This window comes from Solimonas sp. SE-A11 (assembly GCF_030345715.1).
Lineage (GTDB): Bacteria > Pseudomonadota > Gammaproteobacteria > Nevskiales > Nevskiaceae > Solimonas_A.
Genome location: NZ_JAUASX010000016.1, coordinates 20,919 through 38,965, shown reverse-complemented (window position 1 = coordinate 38,965; position 18,047 = coordinate 20,919). Strand labels below are relative to the sequence as shown.

Genomic DNA, 18,047 nt, shown 5'->3' with positions numbered 1-18,047 from the left:
GCACATCCGCCATTGAGTCCCGCCGCCCCCGATCACCTGCACCTGTACCCGCATTCTCGCCGCTGAGGGGCGCTACTGTTGCAGCGACCCGGCCATCCTGCAACGCATGCCGTGTGGCGCTCCAATAAAAACGGCCCCGGAAGTCCTTGTTCCGGGGCCGCCGTTACCGCTGTCCCGCAGTTTTCTTGGTCAGGCCGCGAGGCTGGAGCGCGACTCCACAGCCTCATAGCTTTCAGGGATCGCCTGACGCAGCAACTCAATGGCCTGGTTGGCCGTGCGCATCTGATGCAGTTCCTGCGTCTGCGAAAGGCCGGACTTCAGCCAGTCCTGCACCGCCGCCACTGCGGCCGAGACCTTCATCACCAGGAAATGATCGCCGGGACGATCCAGCATGAAGCATTGTTCGATCTGCTCGAGCTGGCTCAGCGCCTTCACGGGCTCTACGGCCCAGGCCCGCACCATGCGCGAGAGGTCATTGCAGAAATCGAGGGCGTCTTCGAGAGTCATCCGTTTCTCTCCTGGGTTCAAAAGGCCGGTTGACCGGCGGCATCTTCCGCCCCCGATGCGGCGGGCGTGTGACAAGGATGCGTTCCCAGGCTGAACGCCAGCTTAAAATCGCTGCCGTGCGGATTAATTTTTTGTTATTTAATCAGTAGTTTGCAGTCTGCGGTGGGTTTTACGGCGGCGCATGCAAAATGCAATGAGATTCATCGCAAATCACTGGGCCGTGGTGCCATCTCGCGGCCTGTCGGGTCCGTCTCAAGCACTGATTCGTGCAGGCTGCCGATTCGTTCCAAAACGTGGCCCTCCGAATCCAGTTCCACCAGCGCCCAAGATAGCTCGGAGATTTCCCCCTTCCAATTCCCCGGGATCCTCCAGCAGGTAGCAGAAATCAAAGAGAAGCTCCGCCTGGGCACCGCGAACCAAGTCGGTCAGGTCCTCATCTCTTGCACCGAGTTCCCTCAGTCTCTTCAGTGCATGCCCCTGGCCAGCATAGGGAGCATCCGGACTGCGCTGCAGATTCTGCAGCACATTCTCAATCCAGCCATGGTCGTTCTCACCAAGAATCCGCTTCCAGGCTTGGCGAAGAAACACATACCTCGCCAGTTGGGGAATCCCTTCCTCCATCTGCGATCTCGCCCAGCCTTCAGGGTCCGGGCATCCAAGCCTGCGCAGCCGTTCCGTCAGTTCCACCTGATCCATGGTCACCCCTTGATGGTACCGACTGAGCCTGTACCGAAAGCGGCTTAGCGTAAAGACGGAAAGTAGCTATTGATCCCATCAACGGCTCCGATCCCGCACTCTGCCACGGCCAGCTCACTCCTTGAAGTAAACCACCTGGTTGCTGGTCGCCAGCAGCACGCCCTCCGGGCTCCAGATTTCCGCGGCCTGGTCGAAGTAGCCGCCGTGGAATCGCAGCCCGCGCGCGTGCGCCAACAGCTCGCGCTCACCGTGCGCGGCCAGTGCCGCGGCGTCGGCGTGGAAGTAGACCGTCATCGACACAGTGCCCGCCATCGCCATGCGCTGGCGCCGGATGAAGCTGCGCGGGAAGAACACGTCGCAGATCGAGGCCAGCGCGACGAAGTCCAGCGGGCGCGGCGGTTCGTCGCGCACCCACAGCAGGGTTTCGGAGCTGTCGACCTGCGGTTTGTCATGCTGCGGCAGCGGCGGGATGCCGCCGCGCACCAGGCGCAGGTCGTAGCGGCCGACCCACTTCGGCAGACCCGGCAAGCCCTTGAGGCTGGGCAGGCCGTCCATCGCCGGGGCGGGCGGAAATGGCAGGTCCGTGGCGTCCCAGGTCTCGCGGCGCAGCGCGGTGATGGCGGTGGCGGTCGCCGACACCTGCCCACCCTGCGACAGCTCCATGGTCCAATGCTGGGTGCTGCGGCTGGTGCGCGCCGGGCGCGCCACCACGTTGAAGTCGCCGTCGGCGATCGGCGCGGCGAAGTTCACCGTCAGCGCCACCGGCTCGCCGAGGCGCTCCGGGTGCTGCATCACCGCGCGCTGCAGCGTGGCAGCGATCACGCCACCGAAGGGGCCCACCATGTTGGCGTAGCCGGCCGAGGTCTGGCCGCTGTACTGCCCGCCCTCGCCGCTCAGTGCAGTGGCCAGGTCGAGTGGATGCAGGGTTGCAGCGTTGTCGGCATTCATGCGGGGACGATCCTCAAGGTTTGATGCGGGGAGCGTAGCGCATCGAGCCAGCCGGGACACCGCACGCCGCCGCGCATGAAAAAGGGCGCCGCGGGGAAACCCCGCGGCGCCCTTTGTGTGTGTGCCAGCTAGATCTTGGCCATCACGTCCGGGTCGGCCACGTAGAACTGGCGGAACCATTCGCGGAACTGGAAGATCGGGCCGTCGCCCTCGCAGAGCAGCGGCTTGTGGCGGTACTTCTTGTTGTTCCAGATCACCATGTCCACGCTCTCGAAGCCGGCGCCCTGCTCGTCTTCGGCTTCACGCTGCATGTGGTCGATCAGCTTGCGGGCGATGTACAGCTCCTTGGAGCCTTCCGGGTAGGCCTGGTGGCGGAAGCTCATGTTCATCCTGGTGAGCTCGCGCGTGATCGGCTGGGTGTAGGAGAACAGCGTGGCGCTGACACCCTCCTGGGTGAAGGTCACGGTGCCGACGGACCCCGCGCCCCAGGTCTGGCCCACGATGTAGCCGCCGCCGAGATTGAAGCGCTGCATGTGCTGCTCGTACTCCACCTCGATCGGCGGGATGCCTGCCGCGCCGTGCAGGAACTTGAGGTGCGCGATGTCCACCGAGTTCTCGACGATCTCCTGGATCGCGGTGCTGGCCTGCCAGGTGCCGCGCTGGTCGCCGACCCAGCCCTGGTCTTCCATGCAGGGGATGTGCGGCAGGTCCCAGCTCGGCGGCTCGGCCCGCGGGTGGAACCAGGCCCAGATCTGGCCGTAGCGCTCCTGCACCAGCAGCGTACGCAAGATGGGGCGGACCTTGGTGATGGCCGGCGCGCCCTTGCCGTAGGGCACCTGCTTGCACCAGCCGTCGGCGTCGTACTCCCAGTGGTGGAAGGGGCAGCGGATGTGGTCGCCGCAGACGGTGCCGCCGTGACCCAGGTGGGCACCCAGGTGCGGGCAGTAGGGATCGGACATGCCGACCTTGCCGCTCTCGCCGCGGAACAACACCCACTCCTGGTCGAACAATTTGACGTTGCGGACCTCGCCCACCTTCAGGTTCTCCGAGAAGTCCACGAAGAACCAGCTGCTGGGGATGGGAAACGGGCAGCGTTCCAGGCGGGTGGACTCCAGCAACTGGGCCAGGCTGAGGCTCGCGGACGGATGGGCTGGGCTGGATGCTTCGGCTGATGCGCTGGACATGGCGTCCCCCGTTGGGCGGATGGTTTCGGGCTTGCGGTGCTCGAGACACGCGCCAACGACCGCTCAACCGGAGGGATGACCCTGGGTAAAGGCGCCTTGGGCTGGTCTTGCACCAGGCATCCAGCCTAGAGAGGCGGGCAACCCGGATTCATCCCTCATATGCAGGGGTGATTGGCCGTGGGGTACGGCGAGACTTCAACGAGACAGCGCAATCCGGGGTGTCTTGGCCGGAGCGGAGGGCGCCACCGGCATGGCCTCGCCGCCCCCCTGGGGCCCGGCCGGCGCTCGCTGCGCCAACTCCATACGGCCGTCCACGAACAGGCTGCAGGCGGCGAGCGTCAGCGCCATGAGAACCGCGGAATAGATACCGAAAACCTTCACCGGGCATCCTGCAAACCAGATGCGCCATGATAAATCCGCAGGGGCGCCACCCGGGCGCCGTCAGGCTGCCGTCAACGACCCTTCAGCGCAGGTAATCGAACAGGCTCATCCCCTGCACCTTGGCAAAGGTCTGCTGCGCCGCCTGCAGTGCCGTGAGCTGCTGCGACAGCCGCGTGGCGGCCTCGGCGTAGTCCAGTCCGCGGATCTTGTCGAGCGCGGTCTCGGTCTGCACCTGCTGGGCGCCGTTCTGGGCCTCGGCGTCGTCCAGGGCGGCCAGGCGGTTGCCCACGGCGGCGCGGACGTCCGACAGGTGCAGGCTGGCGTTGTCGATGGCACTCAGGGACTGGTGCATGGCGGTCTGCACCTGGGCGCGCTGCGCGGCGGTGTCCTGCGGCATGCCGGCGATGCGTACCAGCTCATCGATCTGCGCGAACATGTCCTTCTGGCCGCTGGCGCCCACGGTGAAGCGATCACCCTCGGCCGGCGTGCCGGTGAAGCTCAGGTCCAGGCCGCGGAAGGCGATGGTCTGGCCATCCGTGTAGGCGCCGCTGGTCACCACGGTGTTGCCGGCATCGCGCACCTCGTAGTTGCCGCCGGTGAAGCTCAGCGTGTAGCTGCCGCCGTCCCACAGCGAGGCATCGGTCAGGCGCGCGCTCTTGAGCCCCGCCGTGCCCGTGTTGGCGCCGGACGAGACCGTGAACGTGCCGTTGCCGTCGCGAAGGCGCTGGAACACCTCGCTGCCCGGGTCGGAGTCCGCCACGGTCCGGCTGCCGGTCACCTGCAGGAGGCGCTGCTGCTGGTCGCCGGCGTAGCTCACCGTGCCGCTGCCGGCGAACGGCGCCGTGCCGTCCTGCGAGCCGCCGAAGAGGTAGCGCCCCTGGCCGTCATCCGCGTTGGCATAGGACAGCAGCTGCTCGCGCAGGCTCTTGAGTTCGTTGGCCAGGATGCCGCGGGTCTGCGTGGATTGCGTGCCGTTGTTCAGTTCCACCGCGATCTCGCGCACGCGCTGCAGCAGCTCGACGCTGTCGGCCAGCACGTTCTCCTCCAGGCCCAGGCGATTGCGCGCGGTGTCGATCTGCTGCTGGTAGCGCCCGTACTGCGCGCTGGCCTGGTCCAGGCGCACCGCCGAGGCAGAGCCCGAAGGATCGTCGGCCGCGCTCTGCAGGCGCTGGCCGGTGGCCAGCTGCAGCTGCGTCTTGGCCAGGGCGGCCTGTTGCTTCTGCATCTGGCCGATGGCGCTCTGCTGCAGCATGGACGTGGAGACTCTCATGGTCGCTTACCTCAGTTCCTCGATGCGTCGAGCAGGGTCTGGAACACTTCGTTGGCCACCGCGATCACGCGCGCGGCCGCCTGGTAGGCCTGCTGGAAGCGCACCAGGTCGGCGGCCTCCTCGTCCAGGTTCACGCCGGACAGCGAGGCCTGCTCGGCCTCGGTCTGTGCGCGCACGGAGGCCTGCGCGTCGAGTTGCAGGCTGGCCTGCTGCGACTGCGCACCGGCCCGGCCCACCAAGGCGGCCTGCGAGTCCGACAGGGTGCTGCGACCGCCGTCGAGTACGCCGAGCGTGGACAGCTTGGCCAGCGCCCGGGCATTGCCGTTGTCGTTGCTGCCGGCGGTGTTGGCGCCGACGCTGAAGCTGTCGCCAGCGGTGGGAGCGCCGCTGAGCTTCAGGCTCCAGCCGTTGACCTCGATGCTGTCGCCGGCGTTCCAGCTGTAGCTGCCGCTGCCGTTGACGCTGTAGGTATTGGGGCCAGTGAACTGGATGCTGACGCCGCTGAGCAGGTTGGCGTTGGCGGAGTCGGTCACACCAATGCTGCCGACCGTGGCCGAGCCGGTGTTGGAAAGCCCGGCACTGGCGCGCACCGGCGAGGCGGCAGCAATGCGCGAGGCATCGGTGACCGCCACGCGCAACTGCGCGGCGCCGTTGGCGGTGGGCTTTAGCAGGTAGCGGTCGCCGGCAGCGGGCGTGCCGCTCAGGATCAGGGACAGGCCCTCGGCTCGCAGCGGATCGGCGGCGGTGCCGCTGCCCGTCAGGGGCACGCTGCTGCCGTCGCGGGCACGGGTCAGCTGCCAGGCACTGCCGTTGAAGGACAGGGCGTAATCGTCGCCGGTCAGCGCGCCGGCATCGCTCAGGCCCACAGCGACCGTGGCGCTGCCGGTGTTGGCGCGCGCCGGATAGACCGAGCCGGCGATGTCGGCAAAGAAATCGCCGCCCATCTGGCCCCTGGCATCCATGCCCTGGGCGTGGACCGCGTTCATCGCCTCGGCCAGGCCCGCGGCCATGCGGCCGAGGTCGCTCTTGGCGGGGTCCAGCACCTCGCGGCGGAAATCCAGCAGACCGCCGATCACGCCACCACTGGTCTGCGCGGTGATGTTCTGGCCGCCGGAGAAGAACAACTCCTTGCGGCCGCTGCCGTAGGCATCGTCGCCCACCGTCAGCGAATTGGCCTGGCGTCCCAGCACCAGGGCCTGGCCGCTGCCGGTGAAGACGTTGATGCCGCCGTCGTCCTGCTCGGTGGTGGTGATGCCGATGCGGCTGGCGATCTCCTTGATGAGCGAATCGCGCTGGTCGAGCAGGTCGTTGGGCGGCTGGCCGCCCGACTGGCCCTTGGCCAGCACGATGCGCTCGTTGAGATCGGCCACCTGCTTGGCATAGCGCGTGACCTCGTCGGCGGTCTGGCTGAGGCGCTGGTTGATCTCGCTCTCCAGGCCGTCGAACTGCGTCTGCATGTCGTTGTAGCGGCTGGCCAGGCTCTGGCCGGCGGAGAGCACGGTCTGCCGCGCCGCGCTGCTGCCGGGGTTGGCCGACAGGCCGCTCAGGGAATCGTAGAAGCCCTGAAGGGGCTTGGTCAGGCCGGAGTCGCTGCTCGACAGCCAACTGTCCACGCGCGAGGCCAGGCCGGCGAAGGTCTCGGCCCTCGAGTAGGCCGAGGCGTCACCCTGCAGGCGCGTGGTGATCAGCGCATCCGCCAGCCGCTTGACCGTGCTGGAACTGACACCGGCGCCGATGTAGCCGTCGCCCTGCGGGCCGCCGATGCGCGAGCCCAGCTCCACGCGCTGGCGCGAGTAGCCCGGCGTGTTGACGTTGGCGATGTTGTGGCCGGCGGTGTCCAGGGCCTTGCGGTAGGCCAGCAGGCCGGAGACGCCGATGGAAAGGAGATCACTCATGCGAGTCGGGTCCCGGTGTCATTCATGGCGGCCTGCACCGTGGGGCCATAGGCGATGCGCATGATCTTCTGCGCATAGGCCGGGTCGGTGGCGTAACCGGCCTTCTGCAGGCCGGAGACGAATTGGTGCGCGCTGCCCTGATGGCGCAGGGCCTGCTCGTATCGCGGGTTGGACTTGAGGAAGCGCGCGTAGTCGTCGAAGGACTCGGCGATCGATCCGTACGAGCGGAACTTCGCCTCCTGCCGCTCCATGCGGCCGTCTTCGTATTCATGCGTCATGGTGCGGACACGGTCGCCGTCCCAGGACTTGTCGGCCTTGATGCCGAAGAGATTGAACGATGCCTTGCCGTCCGCATGGCGGATCTGGTGCTTGCCCCAGCCCGTCTCCAGCGCCGCCTGCGCCACCAGCACGCGGGCCGGGATGCCCAGCTCCTTGGCGGCCTTCTCGGCATGCGGCAGTACCGCGTCGATGAATTCCTGCGGCGTCTTGGGTTTGAACTCCGACAGGGTCTCGTCGCTCTTGAGGGCCAGCGGCGGCTTGGATTCCTGCGCCGCCTCGGTGGCCTGGGGCACCTGTACGGAAGCCGCAGCGCCGCGCGCCGGCAGCGTCGTATCCAGCGTGGCGCCCTCCCCCAGCCCCTGGCTCATCTTGAGCTGTCGCACCAGCATGTCGGCCAGGCCCACGCCCTTGCCGCTGGAGAGCTGCACGGCCAGCTGCTGGTCGAACATGTCGCGGTAGAAGCTGCCCTGCTCGCTGCCACCCAGCGCATCCTCGCCCGGCGTCGCCGCGCGCATGGCCTTGAGCATCTGCTGCAGCATCAGGGATTCGAACTGCTTGGCCGCCTTCTGCAGGGCAACCGGGTCCTGCTCGCGCGCCTGCGCCTTTAGTCCAGCGAACTGGCCGAAGTCGGTGACGGAATCGAGCGGGGACAGGGCCATCAGATGACCACCAGCTCGGCACGCAGGGCGCCGGCTTCCTTCAGCGCTTCCAGGATCGCCACCAGGTCGCCTGGAGCGGCGCCCACCTGGTTCACGGCACGGACGATGTCGTCCAGGCTGACGCCGGCGTCGAACTTGAACATGCGGCCGCCGTTCTGCGTCACCTCGATGGCGGAGTCCGGCACCACCGCGGTCTGGCCTTCCGAGAACGGCGCCGGCTGGCTGACGCGCGGCTTCTCGGAGATGGTCACGGACAGCGAGCCGTGCGCCACCGCCGCCGGCAACACGCGCACGCCGCTGCCGATCACCACCGTGCCGGTGCGACTGTTGACGATCACGCGCGCCGGGGCGTCGCCCGGCTGCACCTCGATGTTCTCCAGCATGGACAGGAAGGCCACGCGGCTGTTGCTGTCGGCCGGGGCGCGCACCGACACCGTCACCGGGTCCTGCGCCGCGGCCACGCCGCCGCCCAGGGCCAGGTTGATGCCCTCCGCCAGGCGGGTGGCGGTGGTGAAGTCCGGCACGTGCAGGTTCAGGCGGATATCGGGCGAGGCGGTGAAGCTGTTCGGCACCGCGCGCTCCACCATGGCGCCGTTGGGAATGCGGCCGGAGCTCGGGATGTTGACCGACACGCGGGAGCCGTCCTTGGCCGAGATGCCCAGGCCGCCGACCACCACGTTGCCCTGCGCCACCGCGTAGACCTGGCCATCGGCGCCCTTCAGCGGCGTCATCAGCAGCGCGCCGCCGCGCAGCGAGCCGGCGTTGCCGATGGAGGACACCGTGACGTCGATGGCCTGGCCGGGTTTGGAGAAGGCCGGCAGTTCGGCATGGATCGCCACCGCCGCCACGTTCTTGAGCTGCGGGTTCACGCCCGGAGGAATGGTCACTCCCAGTTGCGCCAGCATGGCCTTGAGGCTCTGCACCGTGAACGGCGCCTGCGTGGTCTGGTCGCCGCTGCCGTCCAGGCCCACCACCAGGCCGTAGCCCACCAGCGGGTTGCCGCGCACGCCGGCCACGCTGGCCAGGTCCTTCACGCGCTCGGCCTGGGCGGGCAGGGCCAGCATGAGCAGAAAGGCGATCAAGGCCGTTCGTGCTGAACCTGCCGAGGCATGAACGGCTCCGCGAGTTGGCTTCGAAGAGCGCAGACCCTTCGATCCTTCGACAGGCTCAGGACTCAGGGCGAACGGATTACGAAATTTCATGGCCTAAACCTCAGAACGGGAACCAGCCCGAGTTGAAGAAGCGGCTGGCCCAGCCCATCACGTTGCTGTCCGCCACCGCGCCCTGCCCCGAGTAGGAAATGGCCGCGTTGGCCACGCGGTCGGAGGTGATGGTGTTGTCCGGACGGATATCGATCGGCCGCACGATACCCTCGATGCTGACCGTCTCGCTGCCCTGGTTGATCTGTACCTGCTTGCGACCGCTGACCACCAGGTTGCCGTTGGGCAGCACCTGCATGACGATCGCGCCGACGCTGCCCTGCAGCTGGTTGGACTGGCTGCTGTCGCCGTTGCCCTTGAAGGCCTTGGACGAACCCAGCTCCGCCTCCAGCACCGGCACGCCGTTGACCGTCACCGGACGGCCGAATAGCTTGGGCCCATCGATGCTGGTCTTGGAATCCTTGGCCGTGTTGGTGCTGGCCTTCTTCTGTGCGGTGGTGGATTCCACCAGCACGATGGTCAGCGTGTCGCCGACGCGGCGCGCCTTCTGGTCCTCGAACAGCGCCATGCCGCCGACGGCGTAGATCGAGCCTTCGCTGGCGGCGGCGGACGGCAGGGCCGGCATCGGCAGCGAGGCCGGCGGCGGCATGGCCGGCGCACTGGCGCAGGCCTGCAGCATCAGGGAAGCGGCAGCGATCAGGGCGAGGCGGATTTTCATCACGGCGCTCACAGGTTGTTGTTGACGTACTGCAGCATCTGGTCGGCGGTCGAGATCGCCTTGGAGTTCATCTCGTAGGCACGCTGCGTCTCGATCATGTTCACCAGTTCCTCCACCACGTTGACGTTGGAGGATTCCAGCGAGCCTTGCTGGAGGTTGCCCAGGCCGTTGAGGCCCGGCGCGCCGCTCTGCGGGCCGCCACTGGCGGCGGTCTCGGTATAGAGGTTCTCGCCCTTGGGCTGGAGGCCCGCCGGGTTGATGAAGTCCGCGATCAGGATCTGGCCCACCTGCTGCGGGGCCGACTGGCCCGGCACGGTGACGCTGACGGTGCCGTCGGCGCCGATGGTGACGTTCTGCGCGTTCTCCGGCAGCGTGATGCCCGGCTGGATCGGATAGCCGCTGGAGGTGACCAGCTCACCCTGGCTGCTGACCTGGAAAGAGCCGTCGCGTGTGTAGGCGGTGGAGCCGTCCGGCATCGTCACCTGGAAGAAGCCACGGCCGTTGATCGCCGCGTCCAGGCTGTTGCCGGTCTGCAGCATGTTGCCCTGGGTGAACATCTTCTCCGTGGCCACCACACGCACGCCAGTGCCCAGGTTCAGGCCCGAGGGCGCCTCGGTCTGCTGCGTGGTCGCGCCGCCCGCCTGCTTCACGGTCTGGTACATCAGGTCCTCGAAGGCCGCCCGACCCTTCTTGAAACCCGTGGTGTTGACGTTGGCGAGGTTGTTGGAAATGACCGTCATGCGCGTCTGCTGCGCATCGAGACCGGTCTTGGCAACCCAGAGCGATTGGGTCATGGCTGTCATCCTGCTGAAGCGGCGGAAATCCGCCTTTGCCCAGGAGGGCTACAAGTTCCGGACCAGCAGGAATCGCGACGGGAAATTGGCGCGCCTACAGCAAGCAGGGGCTACCCGCCGATACAAGAAACAGACCCGCGACAGGGGCGCCCGGCCCGGCAACACCACGGTTTGCCCTCTGATCGTTGCACATTGCAATGAGAATCATGCACATTTAGAATTTCCCAATGACCTCCCACGCGCGTCTCGTGCGACCCAGGCCCGGCTCGCCGGGCGCTAGCGCGTGGTCCGGCCTGGCGATGCTCGCGCTGGTGCTGCTGTCCTGGCTATCGGCGCCCGCCGCAGCCGCCGCGCTCCCGGCCGGCCTGCAATGCCAGCAGGGCATGCAGGCGCTGGACCTTCGCCCCGGCGAAGATCGCGGCCAGCCGGCGGCGGACCTGGGCCAGGGCCTGCGCAGCAGCCGCCTGCGCCGGGATACAGCCGCCGCTCCGGCGCTGCCACAACCGCCCGCGGCGCACGTCGCCGCTTCCTCGCTGAATCCGCTGCAAGCGCAGCCCTGCCTGGATCTGTCCAGCGCGACAGCCCTACCCGGTACACCACCGCGGCTACGTGATCCCGGGCTGCGCAGCCCGCGCGCCCAGGCCCCTCCACTGGCCTGAGCCCCCGCCGGCCCTGAAGGGCCAGCCCGCTGTTCTCCCTCGTCGCCCCAGACACGGGCATGCCGCAGGCCGCCGATCGTCGCGTGCCTCGCCGCAGCCCACTCGCGCAAGAGATTCAACGATGACCCGCACCCTCTCCCACCGGACCCCCCAAGGCGGCTTCCGCCTCAAGCCCATCACCGCCGCCATCCTGTATGCCGGCGGACTCGCCAGCTTCGGTGCGCACGCGCAGGCTCCCGCCGCCGAGGCATCGCAGCAGGAAGCGCCCGCCCCGCATGCCTCCGATCCAGCTGCTGCCAGCACGCAGCCCGAGGCGGCCGCCACGCTGCCCGCGGTGCCGGTGGTCGATTTCCGCGGTAGCCGCATGGACAGCACCAAGTACTCGCGAGACCTGCGCGACACTCCGCGCCTGATCTCGGTGCTACCGGCCGCACTGCTGGAGGAGCAGAACGCGCTGTCGCTGAAGGACGCGCTGAAGAACGTCCCTGGCATCAGCCTGCAGGCCGGCGAAGGCAACCCACCCGGCGGCGACCAGCTCAAGATCCGCGGCTACAACGCGCGTGACGACATCAACGTCAACGACACTCGCGACCTGGGCAACTACTTCCGCGATCCTTTCTATATCGACCAACTCGAAGTGGTGAAGGGGCCGAACTCCGCCTATGCCGGCCGCGGCTCCGCGGGTGGCACCATCAACTTCGTCACCAAGAAGCCGCACCAGACCGACGCCAACCGCTTCGAGGGCAGCATCGGCACCGACAATCTGTACCGCGCCACGCTGGACATGAACAAGACGCTGGGCGACAACAGCGCCATGCGCGTCAACCTGCTCGCCCATGACGCCGACATCCCCGGCCGCGACGTGGTGGACGAGTCGCGCTACGGCCTGTACGCCGCCTACAGCTGGGGCTTCAAGGGCCCCACCCGCTTCTCGGCGGACTTCCTGCACCTGCGCCAGGACGACCTGCCAGACGCCGGCCTGCCCGCGGACCGCGGCAACCTGCTGGGCCAGGGTGGCGTGATCCCCGCCGGCCTGGACTACGACAACTTCTACGGCCATACCAACGACCGCAAGGAAGTGAACGTGAACCAGCTGGGCCTCGCCATACAGCACGCGCTGGGCAGCAACCTGGTGATCAAGAACCAGCTGCGCCTGTCCCGCGTGGACAATGACGGCTGGGCCTCCTCGCCGCGCATCTCCACCGCTGCCAACCCCGGCGGCCTGAACCCCGACAACCTGAGCTGCTCGGTAGCCGACCCCTGCGTGCGCGGCGAAACCAAGCCGCGCGACCAGGTGGACGAGGGCCTCAACAACCAGACCGACCTGCTGCTGGACTTCAAGACCGGCGCCATCGAGCACAACCTGGTGGCCGGCGTGGAAGTGGCGCGCTACAGCTACGAGAACGACCGCCGCCGCGACACCCGCGGCCCCTGGACGCGCCTGGCCGACCCGACGCGACGTGCGATGCCGGCGCACCAGAACATCGGCGGCACGCTGTTCGGCCTGCCGGTGCATGACGGCACCACCTACCGGCTCCAGACCGAGGAGGTCGGCGTGTACCTGCTCGACACCGTGGCGCTGGCCCCGCAGTGGGACCTGAACCTCGGCGCGCGCTGGGACCAGGTGGACGCCAAGGCGACCCGCCGCGGCTTCGACGGCGTGAACGCGCCCACCACCAACAACACCACCCACGAGCGCGACGACGACGAGATCAGCTACAACCTCGGCCTGGTCTACAAGCTTACGCCCAACGCCTCGCTCTACGCCGCCTACGGCAATGCCTACGTGATGTCGGCCAACTTCGATCGCAACAGCGTGCAGCTCGCGGGCGGCGGCGCCGCCGAGCCGATCGTCGGCGCCGGCTTCGACACGCCGCCGGAGAAGATCAAGGCCTACGAGCTGGGCGCCAAGTGGACCGTGGGCGCGGGCCTGGACCTGGGCGCGGCGATCTTCCGCACCGAGACCTCCGAGGGCCGCTTCCCGGGGCAGGACCCCGCCAACATCACCACGCCCAACGTGGAGTACTACATCGAGGGCGTGGAGATCATTGCCGCCGGCAAGATCACCGACAAGTGGCGCCTGTACTCGGGCTACACCTACCTGAAGTCCAAGATCGAGGACGCGCCGCCCACCTCGCCCGCGCTGGACCGCGACTTCGTGCTGGGCCAGGAGCTGGGCGGCACGCCGCGCCACTCCTTCAACCTCTTCAGCACCTATGACGTCACCGCCCGGATCACGCTGGGCGGCGGCATCCAGTACATGGACGAGGTCACCAGCGGCGTGGACCCCCTGCCCAACGCCGGCAACGTCACGGTGCGGGCGGACGACTACACGGTGGTCGACTTCTACGGAACCTACAAGTTCACGGGCAATACCCAGTTCCGGCTGAACCTGCTCAACGCCTTCGACGAGCGCTACATCTCGCAGCTCGCCGAGGGTGGTGGGCAGGCCACGCCGGGCCGCGGCCGCCAAGCCGTCGTGACCCTTCGCCACGACTTCTGAGCCAGGCCATGGTCGTCACCTTCGAGGCCATCCTGAACTCCGACGAGCTGGCGGCGATCCGCCGCCAGCTCGTCGGGGCGGGCTGGGCCACCGGCGTCTCCGCCGGCCCCCAGGCCGTGCTCGTCAAGAACAACGAACAGTTGCCGGAATCCACGCCGGCGTTGCGCGAGCTGCGGGTGCTGGTCATGCGCGCGCTCAACCGCAGCCCGGAGCTGCTGTCGGCAGCGCTACCCAACAAGATCCTGCCGCCCGACTTCAACCGCTACGCCGGCGGCAGCAATGCCTACGGCATGCATGCCGACGCCACGCTGCGCAGCCTGCCGGATGGCAGCTGGCTGCGCACCGACATCTCCGCCACGCTGTTCCTGTCGGACCCGGCGGACTACGACGGCGGCGAGCTGTGCATCGAGGACACCTATGGAGAACAGCAGATCAAGCTGCCGGCCGGCAGCCTGGTCACCTACCCCTCGGGGTCGATCCACCAGGTGCGCCCGGTCACGCGCGGCGAGCGACTGGCCTGCTACTTTTTCATGCAGAGCGTGATCAAGAGCGCCGAGCGACGGCGCCAGCTCTACGACATGGATTGTGCCCTGCGGCGGCTGCGTGGCCGCCTGGGAGAAGCAGAGCCGGAGCTGGTGCGGCTTACCGCGCTGTACAACAACCTGATCCGCGAGTGGGCGGAGTGCTGAGCGTCACCTGGCCAGCCTGACTTACCCTCAGCCCATGCGCACCAGGCTCGACGCGGCCTGGGCGTTGTCCTCCGCCGCGCGCATCAGCTTGGCCTGCATCTCGAACGCGCGGGCCAGCTGGATCATGTTGACCATGGCCTCGGAGATGTTCACGTTGCTGGTCTCCACCGCGCCCGTCGTCATCACCTTGCCCGGGGCCGCGTCCAGCGCCTGGCCGGCCTTGGTACGGAACAGGCCATCCGGGCCGCGCTCCAGTTGCTCGGGCCGGGCCTCCACCACGCGAAGGCGGCCGACGGTGGCGGTGGTTTCCGCGCCCTGGCCCAGGGGCACGATGGAGATGCTGCCGTCGCTGCCCAGGGTCAGCGAACTGCTCTGCGGGATCGACACCGGGCCGCCGTCGCCCAGCACGGCCAGGCCGGAGGCGGTGCGGAGTTGGCCGTTCACGTCCAGCGACAGTTCGCCGCCGCGGGTGTAGGCCTCGGAGCCGTCCGGCGCCTGCACCGCCAGCCAGCGGTCCTGGTCCAGTGCCACGTCCAGGTCGCGCCCGGTCTGCTGCACCGCGCCCATGGTGGAATCCCAGCCGCTGCCCTTGAGCAGCGTGTTGACGCGCGACGGCAGGCCACCGCCTTCAACGTTCATGGCCTGCTGCGCCGCGAGCTCCGCCTTGAAGCCCACGGTGCTGGCGTTGGCCAGGTTGTGGCTGTTGACCGCCTGCGCCTGCAGGGTCTGCTTGGCGCCGGTCATCGCAACGTAAAGGGCTCTATCCATGGCTTCCTCCGGAACCCGGGAATCGGGAGTGGAGAATCGGGAATCGTAGAAGCAGGGCCGCTTTTGCGACTCCCGATTCCCTATTGCCGATTCCCGTTTTTTGCTTAGCGGATGTTGATGATCGTCTGCGTGATCTGGTCGCTGGTGGAGATCATCTGCGCGTTTGCCTGGAAGTTGCGCTGCGCGGTGATCATGTTCACCAGTTGCTCGGTGAGGTCCACGTTGCTGGCCTCCAGGGCGCCACTCTGGATCTCGCCGAAGTTGGTGCCGCCGGCCTGGCCGCGCAGGGCGGAGCCGGAGCTGAAGGTCTCGCCCCAGGTGCTGTCACCCAGCTGCTGCAGGCCCTGCGGGTTGGCGAAGTTGGCCAGTGCCACCTGGCCCAGCGGGGTGGCCTGGCCGTTGGTGAAGCGCGCCTGCACGATGCCTTCGTCCGTCACCTCGATGCCGGTCAGCCGGCCGGTGGCGTAGCCGTCCTGGCGCAGGCTGCTGACGCTGAAGCGCTCGCCGTACTGCGTGGAGTTGTTCAGCGCCAGCGTCAGGTTCAGCGGCGCGGCGCCGGTGCTGGTGTTCACCGCCGGCAGGGCGATGTTGCCGCCCGCCGGGGTCAGCATCTGGCCGCTGTCCGAGTAGGTCAGCGTGGTGGCCGGGCCGACCGCGGCGCCGTCCACCTGCATGTTCAGGCTCCACTCGTTGGGATTGGCCGTCTTGGAGAAGAACAGGTTGGCCGTGTGCGGCGCGCCCAGGGAGTCGTACACCGTCACCGAGGTGGTGTGGTTGTAGCTGGTGGGGTCGGTGGCGCTGAAGGTGGCCGTGGCCGGCACCGTGGCATTGGCCGGCAGGTTGATGCCCGTGTCGATGCGCGTGGTGGCGGCCGGCGGGTTGTCGTTGGTGGACAGCTGCAGGTCCGACAGCTGCGCGGTGTCGAAGGCCGAGCCGCCGGCCACCGGGGGATAGGCCTGCAGGCGCTGGCCATTGGCGTTCACCACGTAGCCGTTGCGGTCGGTGCCGAAGGCGCCGGCGCGGGAGTACACCGTGGCGCCGTTGTCGCTCAGCGTGAAGAAGCCCTGGCCGCTGATGGCCAGGTCCAGGCTGTTGTTGGTGAAGTTCACCGAGCCCTGCGAGAACTGCTGGGCCACCTTGTCCAGACGCACGCCGGCACCCACCGCGTTGTCGGAGATGCCGCCCGAGCTCTGTGGGAAGAAGTCCACGAACTGCGCGCGCGAGCCCTTGAAGCCGGTGGTGTTGGCGTTGGCGATGTTGTTGGCGGTCACGCCGAGATCGGCGGAGGCGGCATTGAGGCCCGACAGGGCGATACGGAAGGTCATGGGTGACTCCTAGAAGATCTGGCGGACGTCGGAGAGCTTGGTGGCCCCGAGCCCGGAAAGGTTGAGCGTGAGCCCGTCGCTGCCCAGCGAAACGCTGTCGACCACATCGAGCCCGTAGGTGGAAACGGATTGCGTGCTGCCGCCCTGGTCGAGCGTGGCGCGCAGGGTGTAGGTGCCGGCCTCCATGCGGGTGCCGGACTCGTCGTTGCCGTCCCAGACGAACTGGTTGAGGCCCGCCGGGCGCGTGCCCAGGTCCAGGCGGCGCACCACCTGGCCGGCGCTGTCCAGCACCTCCACGTTCAGCGTGCCGCCGGCGGGCAACTCGGCGCCCGCGCCCAGGCCGCCGGTGTCCGGCAGCAGCGAGGTCTTGGACGGCACCAGCACGCCGCGCCCCACCATCTGCGCGCCCTGCAGGGCCTGCGAGGACTGCAGCGAGGCCGCCATGCTGGAGAAGGACTCCTGCATCTGCTGGATCCCGGACACGGTGCTGAACTGTGCGATCTGACCCAGGAACTGGGCATTGTCCATCGGCTTGGTCGGGTCCTGGTTCTTCAGCTGCGTGGTCATCAGCTTCAGGAATTCCTCCTGGCCGAGCTGCTGCTTCTTCTTGCCGCTGTCCTGCTGCAGCGAGAGCCCGAGGTTGTCGAAGGTGGTGTTGCCGACGGCGGCCATGGATCGGTCCCTTATTTGCCGAGGTTGAGCGTACGCAGGGTCATGTCCTTGGCGGTGTTCATCACCTCCACGCTGGCCTGGTACGAGCGGGAGGCGGAGATCATGTTGACCATCTCCTCCACGATGTTGACGTTGGGTGCGTAGACGTAGCCGTCCTTGTCCGCCAGCGGGTTGCCCGGCTCGTAGCGCTTCTGCGCCTCGGCCTGGCTCTCCACCACGCCGCGCACCTGCACGCCGGAGCCTTCCGGGTTCTGCGCGTCGGCAATGGCCTGGAACACCGGCAACCGCGCCTTGTAGACCGAATTGGCGTCGCCGCTGACCGAGTCCGCGTTGGCCAGGTTGGAGGCCACCGTGTTGAGACGCACGGACTGGGCGCTGAGCGCGGAGCCGGCGATGTCGAAGATCTTCATGGACATGGCTTATTGCCCCGTGATGGCAGTCAGCAGCGAGCGCAGCCGGCCATCCATGAAGCTCAGGCTCGCCTGGTACTGCAGCGAGGCTTGGGCAAACTGCGACTGCTCCACCTGCGTGTCCACCGTGTTGCCGTCCACCGCGGGCTGCGTCTGCAGGCGGTAGACCGTGGCGGCCTTCAGTTGGGCGTCATCCAGGCCGCCATTCACGGAAGCGGCACCGCCAGCCGCGGGTGCGGCGGGCTGCTGGGCCGCGGCGAGCAGCTTCTGGAAGTCAATGTCCCGCGCGCGATAGCCCGGGGTATCGGCATTGGCGATGTTCGCGGCCAGCAGTTCCATGCGGCGCCGCTGCAGTTGCAGGGCGTCGGCGTGGATGCCGAACAGCGGGTCGTTGGCCATGTGGTCCTCCGGGCGAAAAGCCTTTGTGGAGGGATCAAGGCAACTGCCGTACCAGACGAGGGACCGGTGGTCGGACAACGCTTGGAGGCCGCTCGCCCTGAGCCTGTCGAAGGGCGGGCGGCGGGGCCCGA

The 18,047-nt window shown here is 67.9% G+C and carries 19 protein-coding genes; 3 read left to right on the top strand and 16 right to left on the bottom strand.

Features of this window, described 5'->3' with window-relative positions; all coding sequences use genetic code 11:
• Window positions 1-189 precede the first annotated feature (189 nt).
• From QT386_RS17030 to flgG, 11 genes are all read right to left on the bottom strand, one after another.
• On the bottom strand, window positions 190-507 hold the full coding sequence (locus QT386_RS17030) for a hypothetical protein (RefSeq protein ID WP_289274941.1): 318 nt from the start codon (window positions 505-507) through the stop codon (window positions 190-192).
• A 252-nt stretch (window positions 508-759) separates the two neighbouring features.
• A complete protein-coding gene (locus QT386_RS17025) occupies window positions 760-1,203 on the bottom strand; it encodes a hypothetical protein (RefSeq protein WP_289274940.1) in 444 nt (147 codons plus the stop codon).
• Between the two features lie 114 nt (window positions 1,204-1,317).
• Window positions 1,318-2,151, bottom strand: coding sequence for an acyl-CoA thioesterase II (locus QT386_RS17020; protein ID WP_289274939.1), 834 nt, complete (start codon window positions 2,149-2,151; stop codon window positions 1,318-1,320).
• 128 nt (window positions 2,152-2,279) lie between these two features.
• Window positions 2,280-3,335, bottom strand: a complete 1,056-nt coding sequence (locus QT386_RS17015; protein WP_289274938.1) for an aromatic ring-hydroxylating dioxygenase subunit alpha — start codon at window positions 3,333-3,335, stop codon at window positions 2,280-2,282.
• 195 nt (window positions 3,336-3,530) lie between these two features.
• Entirely contained in the window at window positions 3,531-3,716 is a 186-nt protein-coding gene (locus QT386_RS17010; RefSeq protein WP_289274937.1) for a hypothetical protein, read from the bottom strand.
• Between the two features lie 82 nt (window positions 3,717-3,798).
• On the bottom strand, window positions 3,799-4,986 hold the full coding sequence (flgL, locus tag QT386_RS17005; protein WP_289274936.1) for a flagellar hook-associated protein FlgL: 1,188 nt from the start codon (window positions 4,984-4,986) through the stop codon (window positions 3,799-3,801).
• An 11-nt stretch (window positions 4,987-4,997) separates the two neighbouring features.
• Window positions 4,998-6,881 (bottom strand): flagellar hook-associated protein FlgK, encoded by a 1,884-nt coding sequence (flgK, locus tag QT386_RS17000; RefSeq protein WP_289274935.1) that lies wholly within the window; start codon window positions 6,879-6,881, stop codon window positions 4,998-5,000.
• Window positions 6,878-7,819: a flagellar assembly peptidoglycan hydrolase FlgJ gene (gene flgJ / locus QT386_RS16995; protein ID WP_289274934.1), complete on the bottom strand. Its 942-nt coding sequence runs from the start codon at window positions 7,817-7,819 to the stop codon at window positions 6,878-6,880. Before flgJ ends, flgK begins: the two co-directional genes overlap by 4 nt.
• Entirely contained in the window at window positions 7,819-8,883 is a 1,065-nt protein-coding gene (locus QT386_RS16990) for a flagellar basal body P-ring protein FlgI (protein ID WP_367401456.1), read from the bottom strand. The genes flgJ and QT386_RS16990 overlap by 1 nt, the downstream gene beginning before the upstream one ends.
• Before the next feature lie 148 nt (window positions 8,884-9,031).
• Window positions 9,032-9,697 carry a flagellar basal body L-ring protein FlgH gene (gene flgH, locus QT386_RS16985; protein WP_289274932.1) on the bottom strand — a complete coding sequence of 222 codons (666 nt, stop codon included), beginning with the start codon at window positions 9,695-9,697 and terminating at the stop codon, window positions 9,032-9,034.
• Window positions 9,698-9,705: 8 nt separating this feature from the next.
• Window positions 9,706-10,491, bottom strand: coding sequence for a flagellar basal-body rod protein FlgG (gene flgG, locus QT386_RS16980; protein ID WP_289274931.1), 786 nt, complete (start codon window positions 10,489-10,491; stop codon window positions 9,706-9,708).
• A gap of 227 nt (window positions 10,492-10,718) precedes the next feature.
• Between flgG and QT386_RS16975 the strand changes: the two genes are divergently transcribed.
• The 3 genes from QT386_RS16975 to QT386_RS16965 all read left to right on the top strand — a co-directional run bounded on the left by QT386_RS16975 (window position 10,719) and on the right by QT386_RS16965 (window position 14,342).
• Window positions 10,719-11,150: a hypothetical protein gene (locus tag QT386_RS16975; RefSeq protein ID WP_289274930.1), complete on the top strand. Its 432-nt coding sequence runs from the start codon at window positions 10,719-10,721 to the stop codon at window positions 11,148-11,150.
• Between the two features lie 121 nt (window positions 11,151-11,271).
• On the top strand, window positions 11,272-13,653 hold the full coding sequence (locus QT386_RS16970; protein WP_289274929.1) for a TonB-dependent siderophore receptor: 2,382 nt from the start codon (window positions 11,272-11,274) through the stop codon (window positions 13,651-13,653).
• An 8-nt stretch (window positions 13,654-13,661) separates the two neighbouring features.
• Window positions 13,662-14,342: a Fe2+-dependent dioxygenase gene (locus QT386_RS16965; protein ID WP_289274928.1), complete on the top strand. Its 681-nt coding sequence runs from the start codon at window positions 13,662-13,664 to the stop codon at window positions 14,340-14,342.
• A gap of 27 nt (window positions 14,343-14,369) precedes the next feature.
• On the opposite strand, the gene QT386_RS16960 is transcribed toward QT386_RS16965, so the two are convergent.
• From QT386_RS16960 to flgB, 5 genes are all read right to left on the bottom strand, one after another.
• The gene (locus QT386_RS16960) at window positions 14,370-15,110 is read right to left on the bottom strand and encodes a flagellar basal body rod protein FlgF (protein WP_289274927.1); all 741 of its coding nucleotides are present in this window, start codon (window positions 15,108-15,110) and stop codon (window positions 14,370-14,372) included.
• 104 nt (window positions 15,111-15,214) lie between these two features.
• Window positions 15,215-16,435, bottom strand: a complete 1,221-nt coding sequence (flgE, locus tag QT386_RS16955; RefSeq protein ID WP_289274926.1) for a flagellar hook protein FlgE — start codon at window positions 16,433-16,435, stop codon at window positions 15,215-15,217.
• Window positions 16,436-16,444: 9 nt separating this feature from the next.
• Window positions 16,445-17,107, bottom strand: coding sequence for a flagellar hook assembly protein FlgD (locus QT386_RS16950; protein WP_289274925.1), 663 nt, complete (start codon window positions 17,105-17,107; stop codon window positions 16,445-16,447).
• 11 nt (window positions 17,108-17,118) lie between these two features.
• Window positions 17,119-17,523, bottom strand: a complete 405-nt coding sequence (gene flgC / locus QT386_RS16945; protein ID WP_104229702.1) for a flagellar basal body rod protein FlgC — start codon at window positions 17,521-17,523, stop codon at window positions 17,119-17,121.
• Between the two features lie 3 nt (window positions 17,524-17,526).
• Window positions 17,527-17,916, bottom strand: coding sequence for a flagellar basal body rod protein FlgB (gene flgB, locus QT386_RS16940; RefSeq protein ID WP_289274924.1), 390 nt, complete (start codon window positions 17,914-17,916; stop codon window positions 17,527-17,529).
• Between the last annotated feature and the right edge of the window lie 131 nt (window positions 17,917-18,047).